At 70.8% G+C, this 19588-nt stretch carries 17 protein-coding genes; 12 read left to right on the forward strand and 5 right to left on the reverse strand.

Going from position 1 to position 19588, the window contains the following annotated elements:
* The first annotated feature begins 35 nt into the window (after positions 1 to 35).
* From ACW4TU_RS37100 to ACW4TU_RS37125, 6 genes are all read left to right on the forward strand, one after another.
* Positions 36 to 1217: a sensor histidine kinase gene (locus ACW4TU_RS37100; protein WP_457420590.1), complete on the forward strand. Its 1182-nt coding sequence runs from the start codon at positions 36 to 38 to the stop codon at positions 1215 to 1217.
* A gap of 145 nt (positions 1218 to 1362) precedes the next feature.
* Positions 1363 to 2490, forward strand: coding sequence for a phenylalanine--tRNA ligase subunit alpha (gene pheS / locus ACW4TU_RS37105; protein WP_457420592.1), 1128 nt, complete (start codon positions 1363 to 1365; stop codon positions 2488 to 2490).
* Positions 2490 to 4994 (forward strand): phenylalanine--tRNA ligase subunit beta, encoded by a 2505-nt coding sequence (gene pheT, locus ACW4TU_RS37110; RefSeq protein ID WP_457420594.1) that lies wholly within the window; start codon positions 2490 to 2492, stop codon positions 4992 to 4994. Before pheS ends, pheT begins: the two co-directional genes overlap by 1 nt.
* Positions 4995 to 5395: 401 nt before the next feature.
* The gene (locus ACW4TU_RS37115) at positions 5396 to 6409 is read left to right on the forward strand and encodes a PP2C family protein-serine/threonine phosphatase (RefSeq protein ID WP_457430511.1); all 1014 of its coding nucleotides are present in this window, start codon (positions 5396 to 5398) and stop codon (positions 6407 to 6409) included.
* Between the two features lie 251 nt (positions 6410 to 6660).
* Entirely contained in the window at positions 6661 to 8010 is a 1350-nt protein-coding gene (locus tag ACW4TU_RS37120) for an NsdA family TPR-like regulatory protein (protein ID WP_457420596.1), read from the forward strand.
* A gap of 130 nt (positions 8011 to 8140) precedes the next feature.
* Positions 8141 to 8692, forward strand: a complete 552-nt coding sequence (locus ACW4TU_RS37125; RefSeq protein ID WP_457420598.1) for an NUDIX hydrolase — start codon at positions 8141 to 8143, stop codon at positions 8690 to 8692.
* On the opposite strand, the gene ACW4TU_RS37130 is transcribed toward ACW4TU_RS37125, so the two are convergent.
* Both ACW4TU_RS37130 and ACW4TU_RS37135 read right to left on the reverse strand, forming a co-directional pair.
* Complete coding sequence (locus ACW4TU_RS37130) at positions 8689 to 8946, reverse strand: hypothetical protein (RefSeq protein ID WP_457420600.1); 258 nt, start codon at positions 8944 to 8946, stop codon at positions 8689 to 8691. The two genes, ACW4TU_RS37125 and ACW4TU_RS37130, sit on opposite strands and share 4 nt — an antisense overlap.
* A gap of 192 nt (positions 8947 to 9138) precedes the next feature.
* Positions 9139 to 10038 (reverse strand): 3-hydroxybutyryl-CoA dehydrogenase, encoded by a 900-nt coding sequence (locus ACW4TU_RS37135; protein ID WP_457430513.1) that lies wholly within the window; start codon positions 10036 to 10038, stop codon positions 9139 to 9141.
* Positions 10039 to 10228: 190 nt separating this feature from the next.
* Between ACW4TU_RS37135 and ACW4TU_RS37140 the strand changes: the two genes are divergently transcribed.
* A complete protein-coding gene (locus tag ACW4TU_RS37140) occupies positions 10229 to 11506 on the forward strand; it encodes a glycoside hydrolase family 10-like protein (RefSeq protein ID WP_457420602.1) in 1278 nt (425 codons plus the stop codon).
* A gap of 39 nt (positions 11507 to 11545) precedes the next feature.
* Here the strand turns inward: ACW4TU_RS37140 and ACW4TU_RS37145 are convergent, their stop codons facing one another.
* Together ACW4TU_RS37145 and ACW4TU_RS37150 are read right to left on the reverse strand one after the other, a co-directional pair.
* Complete coding sequence (locus ACW4TU_RS37145) at positions 11546 to 11740, reverse strand: DUF1918 domain-containing protein (RefSeq protein ID WP_457420604.1); 195 nt, start codon at positions 11738 to 11740, stop codon at positions 11546 to 11548.
* Between the two features lie 21 nt (positions 11741 to 11761).
* Complete coding sequence (locus ACW4TU_RS37150; RefSeq protein ID WP_457420606.1) at positions 11762 to 12730, reverse strand: DMT family transporter; 969 nt, start codon at positions 12728 to 12730, stop codon at positions 11762 to 11764.
* On the opposite strand from ACW4TU_RS37150, the gene ACW4TU_RS37155 reads away from it, so the two are divergent.
* From ACW4TU_RS37155 to ACW4TU_RS37165, 3 genes are all read left to right on the forward strand, one after another.
* Positions 12729 to 14162, forward strand: coding sequence for an aminotransferase-like domain-containing protein (locus tag ACW4TU_RS37155; protein ID WP_457420608.1), 1434 nt, complete (start codon positions 12729 to 12731; stop codon positions 14160 to 14162). The two genes, ACW4TU_RS37150 and ACW4TU_RS37155, sit on opposite strands and share 2 nt — an antisense overlap.
* 60 nt (positions 14163 to 14222) lie before the next feature.
* On the forward strand, positions 14223 to 14666 hold the full coding sequence (locus ACW4TU_RS37160; protein ID WP_457420610.1) for a GNAT family N-acetyltransferase: 444 nt from the start codon (positions 14223 to 14225) through the stop codon (positions 14664 to 14666).
* Between the two features lie 129 nt (positions 14667 to 14795).
* Positions 14796 to 15389: a histidine phosphatase family protein gene (locus tag ACW4TU_RS37165; RefSeq protein ID WP_457420612.1), complete on the forward strand. Its 594-nt coding sequence runs from the start codon at positions 14796 to 14798 to the stop codon at positions 15387 to 15389.
* Here the strand turns inward: ACW4TU_RS37165 and ACW4TU_RS37170 are convergent.
* Positions 15386 to 15847, reverse strand: coding sequence for a DUF6314 family protein (locus ACW4TU_RS37170; protein ID WP_457420614.1), 462 nt, complete (start codon positions 15845 to 15847; stop codon positions 15386 to 15388). The two genes, ACW4TU_RS37165 and ACW4TU_RS37170, sit on opposite strands and share 4 nt — an antisense overlap.
* A gap of 134 nt (positions 15848 to 15981) precedes the next feature.
* Between ACW4TU_RS37170 and ACW4TU_RS37175 the strand changes: the two genes are divergently transcribed.
* Both ACW4TU_RS37175 and ACW4TU_RS37180 read left to right on the forward strand, forming a co-directional pair.
* On the forward strand, positions 15982 to 18459 hold the full coding sequence (locus ACW4TU_RS37175; RefSeq protein ID WP_457420616.1) for an alpha-L-arabinofuranosidase C-terminal domain-containing protein: 2478 nt from the start codon (positions 15982 to 15984) through the stop codon (positions 18457 to 18459).
* A gap of 204 nt (positions 18460 to 18663) precedes the next feature.
* Positions 18664 to 19554, forward strand: coding sequence for a DUF72 domain-containing protein (locus ACW4TU_RS37180; protein ID WP_457420618.1), 891 nt, complete (start codon positions 18664 to 18666; stop codon positions 19552 to 19554).
* Positions 19555 to 19588 lie beyond the last annotated feature (34 nt).

Consider the following 19588-nt stretch of genomic DNA (forward strand, 5'->3'; position numbering starts at 1 on the left):
GCCCACTGCGCCAGTCCGAGAGGTGGGGTTCGGGGATGACTGTCGGCACGAGCGGAACACTGGGGGCATGGGAATTGCGGAGCCAGCCCGCCTCCCCGCACGGTGATCCCGCCGGGCCCGGAGACGGACTCGGCGCCGGACTCGGCGCCGAGCTGGGCATCGACCCCGACGACCTGCCCGACGGACTCGTCGTCGCCGACGAGCACGGCCGGGTGATCTGCTTCAACGCCGCCGCCCAGCGCATCACCACCCTCCCCGCCGCCCACGCCCTGGGCCTGCGGCTCGAACGGGCCCTGCCGTTAGAAGACCTCGAAGGGCGCCGCTGGTGGCAGCTCACCGACCCCTACGGCGGGCTCGCGATCAGGAACGGCCAGCCCGAGCGGAACCTGCTGCTGCCCGGCGGGCGCGAAGTGCTCGTCTCGGCGCGCTACCTCCGTACGCACCCCACCGGACCCGTCCGCCGGGTCGTCGTCTCCCTGCGTGACACCGAGGCCCGCCGCCGCACCGAGCGCAGCCATGCCGAGCTGATCGCCATCGTCGCCCACGAACTGCGCTCGCCGCTCACCTCCGTCAAGGGCTTCACCGCGACCCTGCTCGCGAAGTGGGAACGGTTCACCGACGACCAGAAGAAACTGATGCTGGAGACCGTCGACGCCGACGCCAACCGCGTCACCCGGCTCATCGCCGAACTCCTCGACATCTCGCGCATCGACTCCGGACGCCTCGAACTGCGCCGCCAGCCCGTCGACATGGGCGCCGCCGTCGGACGGCACATCCAGGCGTACGTGGCCGCCGGCCAGCCCGCCGACCGGTTCCTGCTCCGGATGGAACAGCCACTGCCCGCGCTCTGGGCCGATCCCGACAAGGTCGACCAGGTGCTCAGCAACCTGCTGGAAAACGCGGTGCGCCACGGCGAGGGAACCGTCACCATCGAGGTCACGGCCGCGCTGTCCCCCCGTGAGGAGGACGCCGACCAGAACACGGCCACGTCGGTCACGGTGAGCGACGAAGGGCCCGGCATCCCGGAGGAGTCCATGAACCGCGTCTTCACCCGCTTCTGGCGGGGCAGCAAGCGCGGCGGCACGGGCCTCGGGCTGTACATCGTCAAGGGCATCGTCGAGGCCCACGGCGGCTCCATCACGGTCGGCCGCGCCCCCGGCGGCGGCGCCGAGTTCCGATTTATGCTGCCCGTGAGCACCCCGGCGTACCTGCAGTAACGCCGACGAGGCCCCACGGGCGCGTTCCCCCACCTCACCCCCGTTAGAATCGGCCTTTGGCACCTTTGCGTCCCTCTCTGTGGACCATTCGTCTCCGAGCCGTAGACGGGGACCATCCGCCAGCCAACCGGAAGCACGGGAAGAGATGTCGGCACCGAACAAGTCGTACGACCCTGTAGAGGTCGAGGCCCTGAAACCGGAAGCGATCGAGCGCCTGCGGGACGAGGCGCTCGCCGCCTTCGCCGCCGCGGACTCCCTCGACGCCCTCCAGGAGGCCAAGGTCGCCCACACCGGCGGGACCTCGCCGCTGGCCCTCGCCAACCGCGAGATCGGCGCGCTGCCCCCGCAGGCCAAGGCCGCCGCCGGCAAGCTCGTCGGCCAGGCCAGGGGCGCCGTCAGCAAGGCGCTCGCCGCCCGCCAGACCGAGCTGGAGGCCGAGCGGGACACCCGCGTGCTGGTCGAGGAGGCGGTGGACGTCACACTGCCGTACGACCGCGCGCAGGCCGGCGCCCGCCACCCGCTGACCACGTTCATGGAGCGCGTCGCGGACGTCTTCGTCTCCATGGGGTACGAGGTCGCCGAGGGCCCCGAGGTCGAGGCGGAGTGGTTCAACTTCGACGCCCTCAACTTCACCCCGGACCACCCGGCCCGGCAGATGCAGGACACCTTCTTCGTCGAGGGCCCCAAGGGGACCGTGGGCGACGAGTCCGGTGTCGTCCTGCGGACGCACACCTCGCCCGTCCAGGCCCGCTCCATGCTCGACCGCGAGCCGCCGGTCTACATCGTGTGCCCCGGCCGCGTGTACCGCACCGACGAGCTGGACGCCACGCACACCCCCGTCTTCCACCAGATCGAGCTGCTGGCGATCGACGAGGGCCTGACCATGGCCGACCTCAAGGGCACCATGGACCACATGGTCCAGTCGCTCTTCGGCCCGGACACGAAGACGCGGCTGCGGCCCAACTACTTCCCCTTCACCGAGCCGTCCGCCGAGATGGACATGCTCTGCTACGTCTGCAAGGGCGCGTCCGTCGGCAACCCGGACCGCCCCTGCCGGACCTGCTCCAGCGAGGGCTGGATCGAGCTGGGCGGCTGCGGAATGGTCAACCCGCGCGTGCTCGTCGCGTGCGGCGTCGACCCCGAGAAGTACAGCGGATTCGCCTTCGGGTTCGGCATCGAGCGGATGCTGATGTTCCGCCACAACGTCGAGGACATGCGAGACATGGTCGAGGGCGACGTCCGGTTCACCCGGCCGTTCGGGATGGAGATCTGATGCGGGTCCCGCTTTCTTGGCTGCGGGAGTACGTCGACCTGCCGGCGACTCAGACCGGCCGGGACGTCCAGGAGAAGCTGATCACGGTCGGCCTCGAGGTCGAGTCCGTCGAGCAGGTCGGCGCAGGCCTCAAGGGCCCCCTGGTCGTCGGCCAGGTGCTCACCATCGAGGAGCTGGAGGGCTTCAAGAAGCCGATCCGCTTCTGCACCGTCGACGTCGGCACCGCCAACGGCACCGGTGAGCCCCAGGAGATCGTCTGCGGCGCCCGCAACTTCGCCGTCGGCGACAAGGTCGTCGTGGTCCTCCCGGGCGCCGTCCTGCCCGGTGACTTCGCGATCGCCGCGCGCAAGACGTACGGCCACACCTCCCACGGCATGATCTGCTCCGGCGACGAGCTGGGCATGGGCGACGACGGCAGCGGCGGCATCATCGTCCTGTCGCCGGAGCACGAGGTCGGCACCGACGCCATCGAGCTGCTCCAGCTCGTCGACGAGGTCCTCGACATCGCCGTCACACCCGACCGCGGATACGCGCTCTCGCTGCGTGGCATTGCCCGCGAGACCGCCATCGCCTACGGTCTGCCGCTGCGCGACCCGGCCCTGCTCGACGTACCGGCCCCGAACGCCTACGGCTACCCGGTCCAGGTCTCCGACCCGTTCGCCTGCGACCGCTTCACCGCCCGCACGGTGACCGGGCTCGACCCGGACGCGCAGTCCCCGATCTGGCTCAGGCGCCGCCTCCAGAAGGCGGGCATGCGCCCGATCTCGCTCGCCGTCGACATCACCAACTACGTGATGCTGGAGCTGGGCCAGCCCCTGCACGCGTACGACCGCTCCCGCGTCCAGGGCGCCATCGGCGTGCGCCGGGCCGAGCCGGGCGAGAAGCTCACCACCCTCGACGGCGTCACGCGCACGCTCGACGCCGAGGACCTGCTCATCGTCGACGACCGCGGTGCCATCGGCCTCGCGGGCGTCATGGGCGGTGCCAACACCGAGATCGACGACACCGAGGGCACCACCACCGAGGTCGTCATCGAGGCCGCCCACTTCGACGCGATCACCATCGCGCGCACGGCCCGTCGTCACAAGCTGGCCTCCGAGGCGTCCAAGCGCTTCGAGCGCGGTGTCGACCCGCAGGCCGCCTCGGCCGCCGCCCAGCGCACGGTCGACCTCCTGGTCCTCCTCGCCGGCGGCACCGCCGACGCGGGCGTCACCGAGGTCATCTCGCCGTCCGCGCCGCACACGATCTCCATCCCGGCGAACCACCCCGACCGGGTCGCGGGCGTCGAGTACGGCCGCGAGACCGTCGTACGCCGTCTCCAGGAGGTCGGCTGTGACGTGTACGGGAAGGACGAGCTGATCGTCACCGTCCCGTCCTGGCGCCCCGACCTGACGGACCCGAACGACCTCGCCGAAGAGGTCATCCGCCTGGAGGGCTACGAGAACCTGCCCTCCACCCTGCCCAAGCCCCCGGCGGGCCGCGGTCTGACCGACCGGCAGCGACTGCACCGCCGTGTCGGCCGCGCGCTGGCCGGAGCGGGTTACGTGGAGGCGCTGAACTACCCGTTCATCGGCGAGCAGGCCTTCGACCAGCTCGGCCTGGCCGCCGACGACCCGAAGCGCAAGGTCGTCAGGCTGGCCAACCCGCTCTCCGACGAGGAGCCCGCACTCCGTACGACGCTGCTGCCCGGCCTGCTCCAGGCGCTGCGCCGCAACGACGGGCGGGGCAGCCACGACCTGGCCCTGTTCGAGACGGGCCTCGTCTTCCACCCCCAGGACGAGCTGCTGATCGCCGGGCGTCTCCCGGTCGACCGGCGTCCCACGGACGAGGAGATCGCGTCCCTCACGGCCGCGCTCCCCGTCCAGCCCCGGCACGCCGCCGTCGTCCTCGCGGGCGCCCGCGAGCAGGCCGGCTGGTGGGGCAAGGGCCGTCCGGCCGACTGGGCCGACGCGATCGAGGCGGCGCGGAGTCTGGCCCACGAGGCCGGCACCGAACTCCTCGTCCGCGCGGGCCAGTACGGCCCGTGGCACCCCGGCCGCTGCGCCGAGCTGGTGGTCGTGGCCGACGGCTCCGAGCAGGTCATCGGGTACGCCGGTGAGCTGCACCCGCGCGTCCTGAAGGCCCTGCATCTGCCCGCGCGCACCTGTGCGATGGAGCTGAACCTGGACCGGCTGGCGGCGGCGAGTTCGGGCGTGCCCAAGGGGCCGAAGATCTCGACGTTCCCGGTCGCCACGCAGGATGTCGCCCTGGTCGTCGCGCGCGAGGTGCCGCACGCGGACGTCGAGGCGGCGCTGCGGGAGGGTGCGGGGGCCCTTCTGGAGTCCATTCGGTTGTTCGATGTGTACGAGAGCGGTGAGCAGTTGGGGGAGGGGCGGAAGTCCCTCGCCTATGCGTTGCGGTTCCGGGCCGATGACCGCACGTTGACCGTGGATGAGGCGTCGGCCGCTCGGGACGCGGCTGTCGCTCTCGCCGGGGAGCGTACGGGAGCGGTGTTGCGGAGCTAGCGCCGGCGCCGTCGGGGTGTGGGGATCGTTCGTTGGCCGCGGGTCCGTTGTGGCTGTTCGCGCAGTTCCCCACACCACCCATCGGTCACTTCACTCCTTTGGGTGACAAGTTGGGGTGATCTGGTCCCTTCGGGGCATGTGGTCGACAGAATCGGACCGGTCTTTCGGGGCCGGTCCGATTTGTGTTGTCAGGGCCTGACTGGGGGGCCATCGGCATGATCCGTATCAAGGCTGGGGTTTCCTGCGGGGCTCGGCTCCGGACGGGGCGGCTGCGGGCCGCGTTCGTGGGGCGGGGATGCAGGTTCCGGATCGGGGGAGCGGGGACGCGGTGCCGGCGTCGGACACCCGAACGGCAGGCGGCCCGGCGTGTCGAGCGGCAGTCCCTGCGTCGGGTGCTCTCGATCGCGCTGCCCACGGTGTGGGGTGCTACGGCGATCACGTACAAGCTGGCCTGTCCGGTCGCCCAGCAGCACGGGCTGGGGGCGCGGATCGTCACCAGCGCCGTCTTCTTCGCCGTCGGGACCGGGCTCGTCCTCCACGTCCGCCGGGAGCTCCTGCGCGAGTTGAGGCTGGCCCGGCAGGTCGCCGGGGAGGCGCAGAGCGTGCTGCTGCGTCCGCTGCCGCAGCGCATCGACGGTCTGCGGGTCGCCGCCGCCCAGCTGTCGGCGGACAGGGGTGCCGTGATCGGCGGGGACCTGTACGAGGTCATCGCCACCGAGCACGGCGTACGCGTGGTGATGGGCGATGTGCGCGGACACGGCATCGGCGCCATCGGGACCGTCGCCGCCGTCCTCGGCAGCTTCCGTGAGGCCGTGCACGACGAGGCCGAACTCGGCAGCGTACTGCGGCGGTTGGAGCGGGCACTGGCCCGGCACCTGGGCGAACGGGCACGCGCCGAACACCCCTCGGCGGGGCCCTCGGCCGCGCTGGACCCCGACAGCCCGGTCGCCGAGGAGTTCGTCACCGTACTGCTCCTGGAGATCCGCGGGGACGGCGAGATGCGCGCCCTCAACTGCGGCCACCCGGCCCCGTATCTGCTCAGCGGCGGCTGTGCCGACGTACTCACGGCCGGTGAACCGCTGCCCCCGCTGGGCCCGTTCCCCTTGCCGGCCGAGCTCTCCGCCGCGCACTACGGCCGACTTCTCCCCGGCGAGGCCCTGTTGCTGTACACGGACGGGGTCGAGGACGCGCGGGATGCGCATGGCCGGTTCTTTCCGCTCTCGGCGGTACTGGCGGGCGCCGTCCGCACCCAGCCGGTTTCCCCGCAGGCGGTACTCCAGGCCGTCTTCTCCCGCTTGCTGAGCCACACCGGCGGCCCCCCGACGGACGACGTGGCGGTACTTGTGCTGAGAAACGACCGCGGCCACATCCCGAGGCGGCAACAGGAACCCCCGGTGGCCCATCAAGTCACGTGAGCCGCGGGCAACCCACGACCGAAGGTGCCCCCTGCCCAACCGGCGGAGCCAGGCCGCCGCACTTACGAGGGGGAGCCGGCGGCCCGGCAGCCTCTTGCGAGGCATTTCAGTCAACCGGAAAGAAACTCTCCGCAACAGCGTGCACACGCTACGAATTCGCGTACTTCGATCACACCCCGTGTGAACCCGGACACACTACGCTGACGGGCACGGTAGGTGCGCCGTCGGCACCGAGCCACCGGAGGGCATCCATGCAGCCCAACACCCTGCTCGACGCGATCCTCGACGAGGCGGGCATCTCGCACGCGGGACTCGCCGCACATGTGAATCAGGCGGGCCGGGCGCGGGGCCTGGCCCTGAGGTACGAACACACCGCTGTGGCGCGGTGGTTGAAGGGACAGCGCCCGCGTGGCCAGGTGCCCGACCTGATCTGCGAGGTGCTCGCCACCCGGCTGCACCGCCCGGTCAGACTCGACGACATCGGCCTCGGAGTACCGGGCGAGACCGCCGGTCCGACCGGCTCGGCAGGTACCTCGCTGTCCGGGTTCGTCGAGCGGGCGACCGCCCTGTGGCGCTCCGACGAACAGCAGCGTCCGCACATACTCGGCGCCCCCGCCGTCACCGGCACACCCGCGGTGATGCCGGTGTGGGAGTGGGAGAACCCGCCCGAGGACGTCGACGTGTCGCGCGGCGGCAGACACCGGGTCAGCATGGCCGACATCGAGATGCTCCGCTCGGCCCGCGCCCACTACGAGCAGATGTACCGCAAGGCCGGCGGCGTCGCGACCCGGACCCGGATCGTCGGCTTCCTGAACGCCGAGACCGCGCCCCTGCTGCGCGGCAGCTACACCGACGCCACCGGCCGCCAACTGCACCGGGCCACCGGCGGGTTGGTGGCGATCGCCGGCATCTGCGCGTACGACTCCGATGCCCACGGTCTCGCCCAGCGCTATTTCCACCAGGCGCTTCGGCTGGCGAAGGCGAGCGGGGACCAGGGACTCGGGGCGTACGTCATCGGGCTGCTGGTCAACCAGGCTTTGTTCATGCGGGAGTTCCGGCAGGCCGTCGCCTTCGCGGAGGCCGCGCTGCGCGCCGCGGGCAAGCACATCACGCCGGCGCTCGCCTCAGACCTCTACGCGATGCAGGCCAAGGCGTACGCGCACCTGGGCGACGGCAGCAGCGCGCTGTCCTGCATCCGGCGGGCCGAGCAGGCCGCCGAACGCATCCGGCGCGGTTACGAGCCCGACGAAACCGGCTATGTCCAGCCGGGGTTGGTCAACGTCCAGGTGGCGGAGGCGTTGCTGAGCCTCGGCGATCTGGCGGCGGCGGGGGAGCACGCGACGGCCGCCGTGGACACCCCGGCGCACGACCGGGGCAGAGTGCACCGGCTCGCCATGCTCAGCCAGATCGAACTGCGCCGGGGCAACGCCGACAAGGCCGTGGCCACCGCGGTGCAGATGGCCGAGCAGGCACGCGGAATGGAGTCCCAGCGGTTGCGCGACAGACTCCGGGCGGTACGCGAACACCTGGTGCGCAACGGCTGCGCGGGCACGGCCGAGGCAGCCGAACTGATCGACGGGGCCCTGCGCGTACCGCTCTAGACACCCTCCGCCGGGCACCTTTGGCGCGCGGGATCTCGGGTGACCGCGCTGTGCGTCGCTTTCTGTGCGCCTGCTGTCAGAACGTTCCTGCTGCCATATTGCCATCTACTCGGCGGAAGGTGGCAGAACAGTGCAGTGGACGAAACAGAACGAACAAACTGTGTATGAAAACCGCTGGTTCAGGGTCAATCTCGCAGATGTCGAGCTGCCGGACGGGCGGCATCTCGACCACTTCCTGATACGGCTGAGGCCCGTCGCCGTGGCCACGGTGGTGAACGAGGCCAATGAGGTGCTCCTGCTCTGGCGGCACCGGTTCATCACGGACAGCTGGGGGTGGGAACTCGCGGCCGGGGTCGTGGAGGACGGCGAGGACATCGCCTTCGCGGCCGCCAGGGAACTGGAGGAGGAGACGGGCTGGCGACCGGGACCGCTGCGGCATCTGATGAGCGTCGAGCCGTCCAACGGGCTCACCGACGCCCGGCACCACATCTACTGGGCCGAGGAGGGCGAGTACATCGGTCACCCCGTGGACGACTTCGAGTCGGACCGACGGGAGTGGATCCCGCTCAAGCTCGTCCCCGACATGGTCGCCCGCGGGGAGGTCCCGGCCGCCAACATGGCGGCCGCGCTACTGCTGTTGCACCATCTCAGGCTCGGCGAGGACACCCAGGGCACTTCTTAGCGCCCGAGGACCTGCCAGACCGTCACGGCCAGTGCTCCGAGGGCTGTGAGGGCCGCGACGGCCGGCAGTGGCCATCGGGCGTGTTCGAGGTGGACGACGCGTGTGCTCAGGTCGTCGACTTCCTTGTCCGTCTCCTTCGTGCGATGGCTGAGCAGGGCCAGCCCTCCTTCGACACGTGCGTACGCGACATCGAGGCGGCGGCGTAACTCTGCGAGTTCTCCATGGGCCGTGGGATGTTCGGGATCGGCGGTCACTTGTCCGCTCCTTTCCGTAGTCGTCACATCCCTTGTGTGTGCATGAAGAGTCAACTCGCCTGGTGGGCGCGCGGGGAGAGTGTGCGCGCGGCATATGCGTGTCCGGTGCGCACACGGTGTGTGAATGCCGCGGGCCCGGCACTCCGAAGAGTGCCGGGCCCACGTGCGCCCAAATGTGACGCCGGGTGACATTTATCCGTAGGTGTAGAAGCCCGAGCCCGACTTCCGGCCCAGCCGGCCCGCGTCGACCATGCGCTGGAGCAGCGGGGGAGCGGCGTACAGCGGTTCCTTGTATTCCTCGTACATGCTGTAGGCGACCGAGGCGACCGTGTCCAGGCCGATCAGGTCGGAGAGCTTCAGGGGGCCCATCGGGTGGGCGCAGCCCATCTCCATGCCGTTGTCGATGTCCTCGCGGCTGGCCATGCCCGACTCGAACATCCGGATCGCGGAGAGCAGGTACGGGATCAGCAGGGCGTTCACCACGAAGCCCGAGCGGTCCTGGGCGCGGATCGCGTGCTTGCCGAGGGTCTTCTCGGCGAACAGCTGGGCGCGGGCGAGGGTGCCCTCGGAGGTGGTGAGCGCCGGGATCAGCTCGACGAGCTGCTGCACCGGGGCCGGGTTGAAGAAGTGGATGCCGACGACCTGGTCGGGCCGGGAGGTGGCGACGGCCAGCTTCACCAGGGGGATCGAGGAGGTGTTGGAGGCGAGGATCGCGTCCGGGCGGGTGACCACCTGGTCGAGCACCTGGAAGATCTCGGTCTTCACCTGCTCGTTCTCGACGACGGCCTCGATCACCAGGTCGCGGTCGGCGAACTCGCCGAGGTCGGTGGTGAAACTGAGCCGCGCCAGCGTCTCGTCCCGCTCCGCCGCGGTGATCTTGCCGCGTTCGGCCGCCTTGGAAAGGGAGTTGAACAGCCGGGTACGGCCGAACTCCAGGGCTTCGCCGGTGGTCTCGGCGACCTTCACGTCCAGCCCGGAGCGGGCGCACACCTCGGCGATGCCCGCTCCCATCTGGCCGCAGCCCACAACTCCGACGCGCGAGATCTCTCCCGCTGGGCTGTCCGTCACATCGTCCCTTTCACAGAGCCTCATCACTGGCCGTCCGGCCTTCGCGGGCCCGCCGTCGTCCGGGGTCTTCCGTCCGTCCGGGGCCTGCGCCAAACCTGCACGTTACCCGCGGCGGCCATTGCCCAATTGTCCGGGCCTCACATGGGAGTGTGACCCGGGACGGGTCAGGACGGTCTGTGACTTGTCCGACACAGCACATATCGGAGGTACGGGAATGAGCGGGAAGGCGCGGCACGCGCGCATGTCACGGCGGGCGTTCGCGGTGACCGCCCTGTCGACCCTCGTGGCGGGCGGGGCGGTGACGGGGGCCGCCCTGGCCGGTGCGGAACCGAGCCGGCCGAACGGCGACGGGAAGGGCAAGCGGGCGACCCGCGAACTGCGGGGCATGTGGCTGGCGACGGTCTCCAACCGGGACTGGCCGTCGAAGCAGGGGCTGACCGCCCCCCAGCAGCGCGCCGAGCTGATCACCCACCTCGACACGGCGGTGGGGCGCCGCCTCAACGCGGTGTTCCTCCAGGTCCGCCCGACCGCCGACGCCCTCTGGCCCTCGCCTTTCGAGCCCTGGTCACAGGTCCTCACCGGAACCCAGGGCAAGGACCCAGGCTGGGACCCGCTGGGCACGGCGGTCGAGGAGGCGCACGCGCGCGGTCTCGAACTGCACGCCTGGTTCAACCCGTACCGCGTCGCCAACCACACCGACCCCACCAAGCTGATCGCCTCCCACCCGGCGCGCAGGAATCCGGACTGGGTGGTGCCGTACGGCGGCAAGCTGTATTACAACCCCGGTCTGCCGGAGGTCCGGCGCTTCGTCCAGGACGCGATGCTCGACGCGGTGCGGAAGTACGACATCGACGGCGTCCACTGGGACGACTACTTCTACCCGTACCCGGTCGCCGGCCAGACCTTCGACGACGACGCCGAGTACGCGGAGTACGGCGACGCCTTCCCCGACCGGGCCTCCTGGCGGCGCGACAACATCGACCGACTGGTCCAGGAGACAGCCGCCCGCATCAAGGCCGTACGTCCCGGCGCCGACTTCGGGATCAGCCCCTTCGGTGTCTGGCGCAACGGGGCGACCGACCCGCTCGGCTCGGACACCCGGGCGGGTGTGCAGACGTACGACGACCTGTACGCGGACACCAGGAAATGGGTGCGGCAGAACTGGATCGACTACATCTGCCCGCAGATCTACTGGAACATCGGCTTCGCCGCCGCCGACTACGCCAAGCTGCTGCCCTGGTGGGCGGGGGTCGCGAAAGGTACGGGGACGAAACTGTACGTCGGTGAGGCGCTGTACAAGGCGGGCGACCCGGCCCAGCCCGCCGCGTGGCAGGACCCGGCCGAGCTGTCCCGGCACCTGACCCTCGCCCGGAACCACCCCGAGGCGCGGGGGCACGTCTTCTTCTCCGCGAACGAGGTCGGCACCGACAGGATCGGGGCCATGGCGCGGGTGGTCGCCGACCACTACCAGCAGCCGGCGACGCCGCGTTGATGCTCAGCCGTACCTGAGCCGTGCTCCAGCGGTACTTCGCTAACGGTCCGTGTCCCTGTGGCGGACCTGGCAGTCGGGGCCGGGGGACATCACTGCCTCGTGCCCGTCCGGGAAACGGACGCGGTACGGGGGAGTGCCCTCCTGGCCCATGACCTCGACGACTTCCGTGACCTGGTCGTGCTGGCCGACCACCCTGCCGTGCTGGACAAGCTGGTCGCCCACGGTTGCGTGCATCTGCGGGTCTCCTCTCGGCTGTCAGCCACGGGCCCGCTGGGTGACGGCGATACAGACGAGCACGGCCCCCGCTGTCAGCGGAGCGGCCGGCGTCAGCTGCTCGCCCAGCAGCAGGACCGACCACACCAGTGTGAGCAGGGGCTGCGCCAACTGCAACTGGCTGGCCTTCGGAATACCGATCGCCGCCATGCCCCGGTACCAGACGACCAGGCCGAGGAACTGCGATCCCGCCGCCACCCACAGCAGGCCGAGCACGCTGTGGGCGGTGAGGTGCGCGGGCTCGTACGACAGTGCCAGCGCGGCGGCGGGCGCGGTGAGGGGCAGGCACAGCACCAGCGCCCAGCCGATGACCTGCCAGCCCGGCATCACCCGGGCCAGTCGGCCGCCCTCGGTGTAGCCGGCCGCGCAGACCAGCAGGGCGCCGAAGAGGTAGGCGTCGGCGCTGGTCAGGGCGCCGCCGCTCTGCTGGACGGTGAACGCGAGTACGGCCGCCGCGCCCGCCAGGGCCGCCGCCCAGAAGGTGCGCGAGGGGCGGGTGCCCATGCGCAGCGCCGAGCAGAGGGCCGTCGTCAGCGGCAGCAGGCCGACCACGACGGCGGCGTGCGCGGTGGTCGACGTCCGAAGGGCGAGCGTGGTGAGGAGCGGAAAGCCGAGGACGACCCCGGCGGCGACGACCGCGAGCCCCGCCCAGTGGCGGCGGGCGGGCAGCGGCACGCGAAGCGCCGACAGACAGCCGCCCGCGACGACCGCCGCCAGGACGGACCGCACGGCCACCAGCGACCACGGGCCGAAGCCCTCCAGGCCCCAGGCGGTGGCCGGGAAGGTGAGCGAGAAGGCGGTGACACCGAGGGCGGCCTGCAGGGTCCCGGCGCGACGGACCGAGGACTGCTCGGGCAGCGGACCGGTCTGGATCTCCGGAGGTCCTGGAGTATCCGTGCGCCTGTTGACCGCTATCCGAGTCGGTGTGGTAGCGCTATCGTGTGCTCTCATGCAAGAGCGTAGCAGCGTCGATGAACTGGCGAATCGGCTGCGACAGGAGCTGAACCGCTACTCTCCAGGTGGAAAGCTGCCGTCGAGCCGGGTGTTGGTCGAGCGCTTCCGGGTGAGCCCGGTGACCGTCTCCCGGGCGCTCGCGCAGCTGGCCGCCGAGGGCCTGGTCGTGACCCGCCCGGGGGCCGGCGCGTACCGCGCGGAGGCCCGCCCCGCGTCCGCCCCCGCCGGGGACACCTCCTGGCAGGAGGTCGCCCTGAGCGCGGACGGCGCCGCCGACCTGGTACCGCGCACGGTGGACGCGGCCGGTGTCGTCGTCTCGCTGGCCGCGCCGCCGCCCGGCGTGATCGAGTTCAACGGCGGCTATCTGCACCCCTCCCTCCAGCCGGAGCGGGCGATGGCGGCGGCCCTGTCGCGGGCCGGACGCCGTCCCGGGGCATGGGGACGGCCGCCGCTGGACGGGCTGCCGGAGCTGCGTGAGTGGTTCGCGCGGGGCATCGGCGGTGCCGTCACGGCAGCCGAGGTGCTGATCACAGCGGGCGGCCAGGCCGCGCTGACGACAGCTCTGCGCGCCCTCGCCCCGCCCGGCGCCCCGGTACTGGTCGAGTCACCCACCTACCCCGGCATGCTGGCGATCGCCCGCGCGGCCGGCCTGCGCCCGGTGCCGGTCCCGGTGGACGCGGACGGGGTGCGCCCGCCGCTGCTGGCCGACGCGTTCCGGGCGACCGGCGCCCGGGTGTTCGTCTGCCAGCCCCTGTTCCAGAACCCGACCGGTGCCGTGCTCGCGCCCGAACGGCGCGCGGAGGTACTGCGGATCGCCCGCGCGGCCGGTGCCTTCGTGATCGAGGACGACTTCGTCCGACGGCTGGTGCACGAGGACGCGGCGCCGCTGCCGCGTCCGCTCGCGGCGGAGGACGCCGACGGTGTGGTCGTCCACGTCGGCTCGCTCACCAAGGCGACCTCGCCGAGTTTCCGGGTGAGCGCGCTCGCGGCCCGGGGCCCGGTACTGGAACGGCTGCGCGCCATCCAGATCGTCGACACCTTCTTCGTCCCGCGGCCGTTGCAGGAAGCGGCCCTGGAACTCGTGGGCTCACCGGCCTGGCCCCGCCATCTCCGGTCGGTGTCAACGGAGTTGAGGATCCGCCGGGATGCCATGGCGTCCGCGCTGCTGACCGCCCTCCCTCAACTGGCGCTGCCCCACATCCCCTCGGGCGGCTACCACCTCTGGCTGCGCCTTCCCGACGGCACGGACGATTCGGCCTTCGTCGCGGCGGCTCTGCGCGCGGGCGTCGCGATCACCCCCGGCCGCCCCTACTTCAGCGCCGAACCCCCGGCCGCGCACGTGCGGTTGAGCTTCGCGGCGGTGGCAGGGGTGGGGGAGATCGGTGAGGGGGTACGGAGGCTGCGTACGGCCTGTGACGAGGTGCTCTGACGTGGGGTGGGCCGCGAAAAGGGTTCGACACGGCGGGCGGGAAAGGGGGAACCTCCCGGCATGAGCGACGACGACGTACCCGCCCTCCCCGAGGGCTACGAGATCTCCGTCGACCCCGCCAGGGTCGATGTCGAGCGTGTGCACCGGTGGCTGTCGACCGACGCCTACTGGGCGCTGGACCGGCCCCGGGAGAAGTTCGACGAGGTGATCCCGAACTCGCTCAACTTCGGGGTGTACGAGGCGACTTCGGGGGAGCAGGTGGCGTACGCACGGGTGGTGACCGACCAGGGACTCTTCGCGTGGCTGTGCGATGTGTATGTGGACCCGTCGGTGCGGGGTACGGGCATCGGTACGGCGATGGTGCGCGAGGCACGCGATCACCTCGGGGCGCTGGGGGTGCGCCGCATCCTGCTCGCCACGCACGACGCGCACGGTGTCTACGAGAAGATCGGTTTCCGGCCGCTCGACAAGCCGGACCGGTGGATGGCACTCCACTTCGGGTGAAGCCCTCGTGGAGCAGGTGTAAAGCCTCTGTGGCGATCGGGCAGGGGGCGGCGCGTACCTTCGATAACTCCTGAGTAACACCAAGTAACACCCCTTGACCTGCGTTCTCTCCCGGCCCACGATCGCCGCATGCAACTTCGGGTCACGTTCGTCGCCGCCGCGCGCAGCTCCCCGCTGCTCGCCGAGCGCTTCGACGACGACCGGCCGCTCGACCAGGCCGGCTGGGACGAGGTGCAGCGCGCCGCGCACGATCTGGTGCCGCTGGCGGCGGCCGAGCTGCGCTACTGCTCGCCGACGCCCCGCAGCCGGGCCACCGGGGACGCCCTCGGCTATGGGCCGCTCGTCCAACTGGCCCTGCGCGACTGCGACATGGGCCGCTGGCGCGGGCTCACCCTTGGCGAGGCGATGGCCCGGGAGCCCGAGTCCGTGGACGCGTGGCTCGCCGATCCGCGCGCCACGCCCCACGGCGGTGAGTCGCTGCTGGACTTCATCTCACGCGTCGGCGGCTGGCTCGACACCCGGCCCGCCGACGACAACGGCCGGATCGTCGCCGTGGCCGAGCCGTCGGTCATCCGGGCCGCCCTCGTCTACGCCCTGAAGGCGCCGCCCTCGACCTACTGGAACCTCGACGTCCGCCCCTTGTCCACGACCGTCGTCATCGGCCGTACGGGCCGCTGGAACCTTCGCTTCGAAGGCCTGTTCCCTCAGCCGGCGCGGGGTTAGCCGCCCGGCCGGTCGCGGGTGTAGTCGCTGGTGAGGACGAGGTCCTTGGCGGGGCCCGCCACCCGCCACACCGTCCGCCAGTGGTCCGTGTCGAGGACCGTGAACTCGCCGTGGTAGAGATCGGCCGCGCAGGGGTGGTCGGTGATCCATCGGCCCGCGGTCAGGTCAAGGTCGTGGAACGGGCGGCCGTCCGCGAAACGTACGTCCGCGGTGCCCGGCGTGGTGCCCGGGAGGAAGTGGAGCGTCCGCTCGGCGGGGCGGGGGACGCCCTGCCACACGAACGTGCCTGACTCGTGGTGCAGCAGACCGCCTCCGCCCCCTCCGTGCAACGGGCTGAATGTCGTGCCACCGGTGAAGGTCCCCGCGCCCGTGCCCGCGACATCCCGCACCGACCGCTCCAGCCGCCAGCTCCCCGCCAGATACGGCAGCACATCGGCTACTGGCCGGAACTCGCCCACGCCGCTCCTCCCTCCGAACTCTCGAGTTGCCGCACGCCCCATTGACGCACTCCAGTCACCTACCTATGTTGCCGTTCGAAGTGCTGATCGTTGTCCGGTATCCCGAACTGCATCGACAGAGCCGCGGAGTATCCATGTCACGCACAAGCACCCGCTGGAGAGCAGGTCTCACGGCCACCACCGCACTCCTGGTGGTCTCGGTGGTCGTCCCCGCCCCGGCCGGCGCCGAGGACACCACCGACTACGCCATCACCGTGGACCCGGCCGCCAAGGGCGCCAGGATCGACGACACGATGTACGGCGTCTTCTTCGAGGACATCAACCGTGCCGCCGACGGCGGCCTGTACGCCGAACTCGTGCAGAACCGGTCCTTCGAGTACTCCACCGCCGACAACCGCTCCTACACGCCCCTCACCTCCTGGGCCGTCACCGGAACGGCGACGACCCTGAACGACGACGGGCGCCTGAACGCCCGCAACCGCACCTACCTCTCCCTGGACGCCGGTTCGTCCGTCACCAACTCCGGCTACAACACCGGGATCAGGGTCGTGAGCGGCAGGAAGTACGACTTCTCCGTCTGGGCCCGCGCAGACCAGGCCACCGCGCTCACCGTGTCCCTCACGGATGCCGAGGGCGCCCTCGCCGAGGTCCGCCAGGTCGCGGTGAAGGGCGGCTGGACCAAGTACCGGGCGCGGTTCACCGCGACCCGCTCCAGCACCGCCGGACGGCTGACGGTCGGGGCGGACAACTCCGTTGCCCTGGACATGGTTTCACTGCTGCCCCGGGACACCTACAAGGGCCACGGGCTGCGCGAGGACCTCGCCGAGAAGATCGCCGCGCTCGACCCGGGCTTCGTCCGCTTCCCGGGCGGCTGCCTGGTCAACACCGGTTCCATGCAGGACTACAGCGAGGCGTCCGACTGGCAGCGCCAGCGCTCGTACCAGTGGAAGGACACCATCGGCCCGGTCGAGCAGCGCGCGACCAACTCCAACTTCTGGGGCTACAACCAGAGTTACGGACTGGGCTACTACGAGTACTTCCAGCTCTCGGAGGACATCGGCGCCATGCCACTGCCCGTCGTCCCGGCGCTGGTCACCGGCTGCGGGCAGAACAAGGCGGTCGTCGACGAGGCGCTGCTCAAGCGGCACATCCAGGACACCCTGGACCTCATCGAGTTCGCCAACGGCCCGGTGACCAGCGAGTGGGGCCGCAAGCGGGCACAGATGGGCCACCCCAGGCCCTTCCACCTCACCCACATCGAGGTCGGCAACGAGGAGAATTTGCCGAACGAGTTCTTCGCCCGCTTCACGGAGTTCCGGACCGCGATCGAGGCCAAGTACCCGAACATCACCGTCATCTCCAACTCCGGCCCGGACGACAGCGGTTCGACCTTCGACGCCGCCTGGAAGCTCAACCGGGACGCCAACGTCGACATGGTCGACGAGCACTACTACAACAGCACGAACTGGTTCCTCCAGAACAACGACCGCTACGACTCGTACGACAGGAACGGCCCCAAGGTCTTCCTCGGCGAGTACGCCTCCGGCGGCAACACCTTCAAAAACGCCCTCTCCGAGGCCGCGTTCATGACCGGCCTGGAGCGCAACGCGGACGTCGTCAAGCTCGCCTCCTACGCCCCGCTGCTCTCCAACGAGGACTACGTGCAGTGGCGCCCGGACATGATCTGGTTCAACAACCACGCGTCCTGGGGCTCGCCCTCGTACGAGGTGCAGAAGCTGTTCATGAACAACGTCGGCGACCGCGTGGTGCCCACCACCGCCACCGGCACGCCCTCGGTGAGCGGCCCGATCGCGGGCGCCGTCGGCCTTTCGACGTGGGCGACCACGGCGGCGTACGACGATGTGAGGGTCACCGGCGCGGACGGCACGACGCTGCTGACCGACGACTTCTCGGGTGACGCCTCCCGGTGGACCCATACCGGGGGCGGGAGTTGGGCGGTCCAGGACGGGCAGTACGTGCAGACGGACGTCACCGCCGAGAACACGATGGTCTCCGCGGGCGACCCCGCCTGGCACGACTACGACCTCCATGTGAAGGCCACCAAGAAGTCCGGCAAGGAGGGCTTCCTCGTCGCCTTCGGTGTCAAGGACACCGGGAACTACTACTGGTGGAACCTGGGCGGCTGGAACAACACGCTGAGCGCCGTCGAACAGGCCACGGACGGCGGCAAGTCGACGCTCGTGTCCAAGGCCGGCTCGATCGAGACGGGCCGTGCGTACGACATCGACGTCAAGGTGCGGGGCCGGCAGGTCACCCTCTACCTCGACGGCCAGGAGTGGGGCGGCTTCACCGACGACAAGCCGGCCGAGCCGTTCCGCCAGATCGTCACGAAGGACGCGAAGACCGGCGACCTGATCGTCAAGGTCGTCAACGCCCAGGCGGCGCAGGCCCGTACGGCGATCGACCTCGGCAGGGTGAAGGTCGGGTCCAGGGCCGCGGTGACCACGCTGGCCGCCGCGCCGGACGCGGTGAACAGCGAGACGGCGACACCGGTCGCGCCGGTGAGGTCGACGTTCACGGGCGTCGCGAGGAAGTTCACGTACACGTTCCCGGCGAACTCCGTGACGTTCCTCAGGATCAAGCAGAGGTAGGTCCGGCCGGGCGTTGGCTGCCGCCGGACCGGCGGCAGCCAACGCCCGTGACACGTCCTTCGCGACGAGCGTCGTGTTGATCGCCTTCGGACGTTCGGCGCGGCGTTGATGTGCACGTCGGGCCGGCGGTCGAGCGGGGAGGCTGGGTTCCCGGCTGTGCGGGAGGGTTGAGCGGTCCTGCCGTTCCGGGGTAACCGCTTCGGCATGGGTGAGATTCTGGTCGGCGCGTGTTCCTGGACGGATCAGGCGCTCCTGAGGTGCGGGTGGTACCCGCCGGGGCGGCGGGACGCCGAGGGGCGGCTGCGGTACTACGCCGGGCGGTTCCCGATCGTCGAGGTGGACTCCACTTACTACGGGCTCCCGAGCGAGCGAAACAGCCTGCTGTGGGCCGACCGGACACCGGAGGGGTTCCGGTTCGACGTGAAGGCGTTCTCACTGCTCACCGGGCATCCGACGCGCAGCGCGGCGCTGCCGCCGGGGCTGCGGGACCGCCCGCACGATCCGGCGCTGATCGACGAGACGTGGGCGAGGTTCAGCGGGGCGCTCGAACCGTTGCGGCGGACAGGGCGGCTCGGCGGAGTGCTGTTCCAGTTCCCGCCGTGGTTCGCGCCCGGCGCGCGCTCCGAGGCGTTCCTCGAACAGTGCGCCGCCCGCACGGCCGGCTGGCCCGTCGCCGTCGAGTTCCGGCATCCGGAGTGGTGGCGAGGGGCCCGGGCGGTGGCGACGGCCGGACTGCTCGCCGGGTACGGTATGGCAGCCGTCGGCGTGGACATGGCGCAGACGCTCGACACCTCCGTCCCACCGGTCGTTCCCGTCACCTCACCCCGCCTGGCTGTCGTGCGCTTCCACGGGCGCAGCACCGCCTGGGGGACAGGCAGCAAGGAGGACCGGTTCCGGCACGACTACACGGTCGACGAACTCGGCGACTGGGTACCGAGGCTGCGCGAAATCGCCGAGCGGGTCGACGAGCTTCACGTCCTGTTCAACAACTGTTGCGGCGACGCGGCCGTCCGTGCCGCGGAGACCGTAAGAGGCCTCCTGGACCTGGGACCCGGCCACCCGGAGTACGCGGGCACACCGAGGCCGGTGGGCTGAGGCGGTCATCGACGGCATAGACGACATCGACGCA

This window comes from Streptomyces kryoterrae (genome assembly GCF_054072135.1).

What these genes read in the sequence shown, in the direction of transcription:
- ACW4TU_RS37100 (WP_457420590.1), top strand. Translation starts at nt 36, where the DNA reads ATGACTGTCGGCACGAGCGGAACACTGGGGGCATGGGAATTGCGGAGC.
- pheS (WP_457420592.1), top strand. Translation starts at nt 1,363, where the DNA reads ATGTCGGCACCGAACAAGTCGTACGACCCTGTAGAGGTCGAGGCCCTG.
- pheT (WP_457420594.1), top strand. Translation starts at nt 2,490, where the DNA reads ATGCGGGTCCCGCTTTCTTGGCTGCGGGAGTACGTCGACCTGCCGGCG.
- ACW4TU_RS37120 (WP_457420596.1), top strand. Translation starts at nt 6,661, where the DNA reads ATGCAGCCCAACACCCTGCTCGACGCGATCCTCGACGAGGCGGGCATC.
- ACW4TU_RS37135 (WP_457430513.1), bottom strand. Translation starts at nt 10,038, where the DNA reads ATGAGGCTCTGTGAAAGGGACGATGTGACGGACAGCCCAGCGGGAGAG.
- ACW4TU_RS37140 (WP_457420602.1), top strand. Translation starts at nt 10,229, where the DNA reads ATGAGCGGGAAGGCGCGGCACGCGCGCATGTCACGGCGGGCGTTCGCG.
- ACW4TU_RS37145 (WP_457420604.1), bottom strand. Translation starts at nt 11,740, where the DNA reads ATGCACGCAACCGTGGGCGACCAGCTTGTCCAGCACGGCAGGGTGGTC.
- ACW4TU_RS37155 (WP_457420608.1), top strand. Translation starts at nt 12,729, where the DNA reads ATGCAAGAGCGTAGCAGCGTCGATGAACTGGCGAATCGGCTGCGACAG.
- ACW4TU_RS37150 (WP_457420606.1), bottom strand. Translation starts at nt 12,730, where the DNA reads ATGAGAGCACACGATAGCGCTACCACACCGACTCGGATAGCGGTCAAC.
- ACW4TU_RS37160 (WP_457420610.1), top strand. Translation starts at nt 14,223, where the DNA reads ATGAGCGACGACGACGTACCCGCCCTCCCCGAGGGCTACGAGATCTCC.
- ACW4TU_RS37165 (WP_457420612.1), top strand. Translation starts at nt 14,796, where the DNA reads ATGCAACTTCGGGTCACGTTCGTCGCCGCCGCGCGCAGCTCCCCGCTG.
- ACW4TU_RS37175 (WP_457420616.1), top strand. Translation starts at nt 15,982, where the DNA reads ATGTCACGCACAAGCACCCGCTGGAGAGCAGGTCTCACGGCCACCACC.
- ACW4TU_RS37180 (WP_457420618.1), top strand. Translation starts at nt 18,664, where the DNA reads ATGGGTGAGATTCTGGTCGGCGCGTGTTCCTGGACGGATCAGGCGCTC.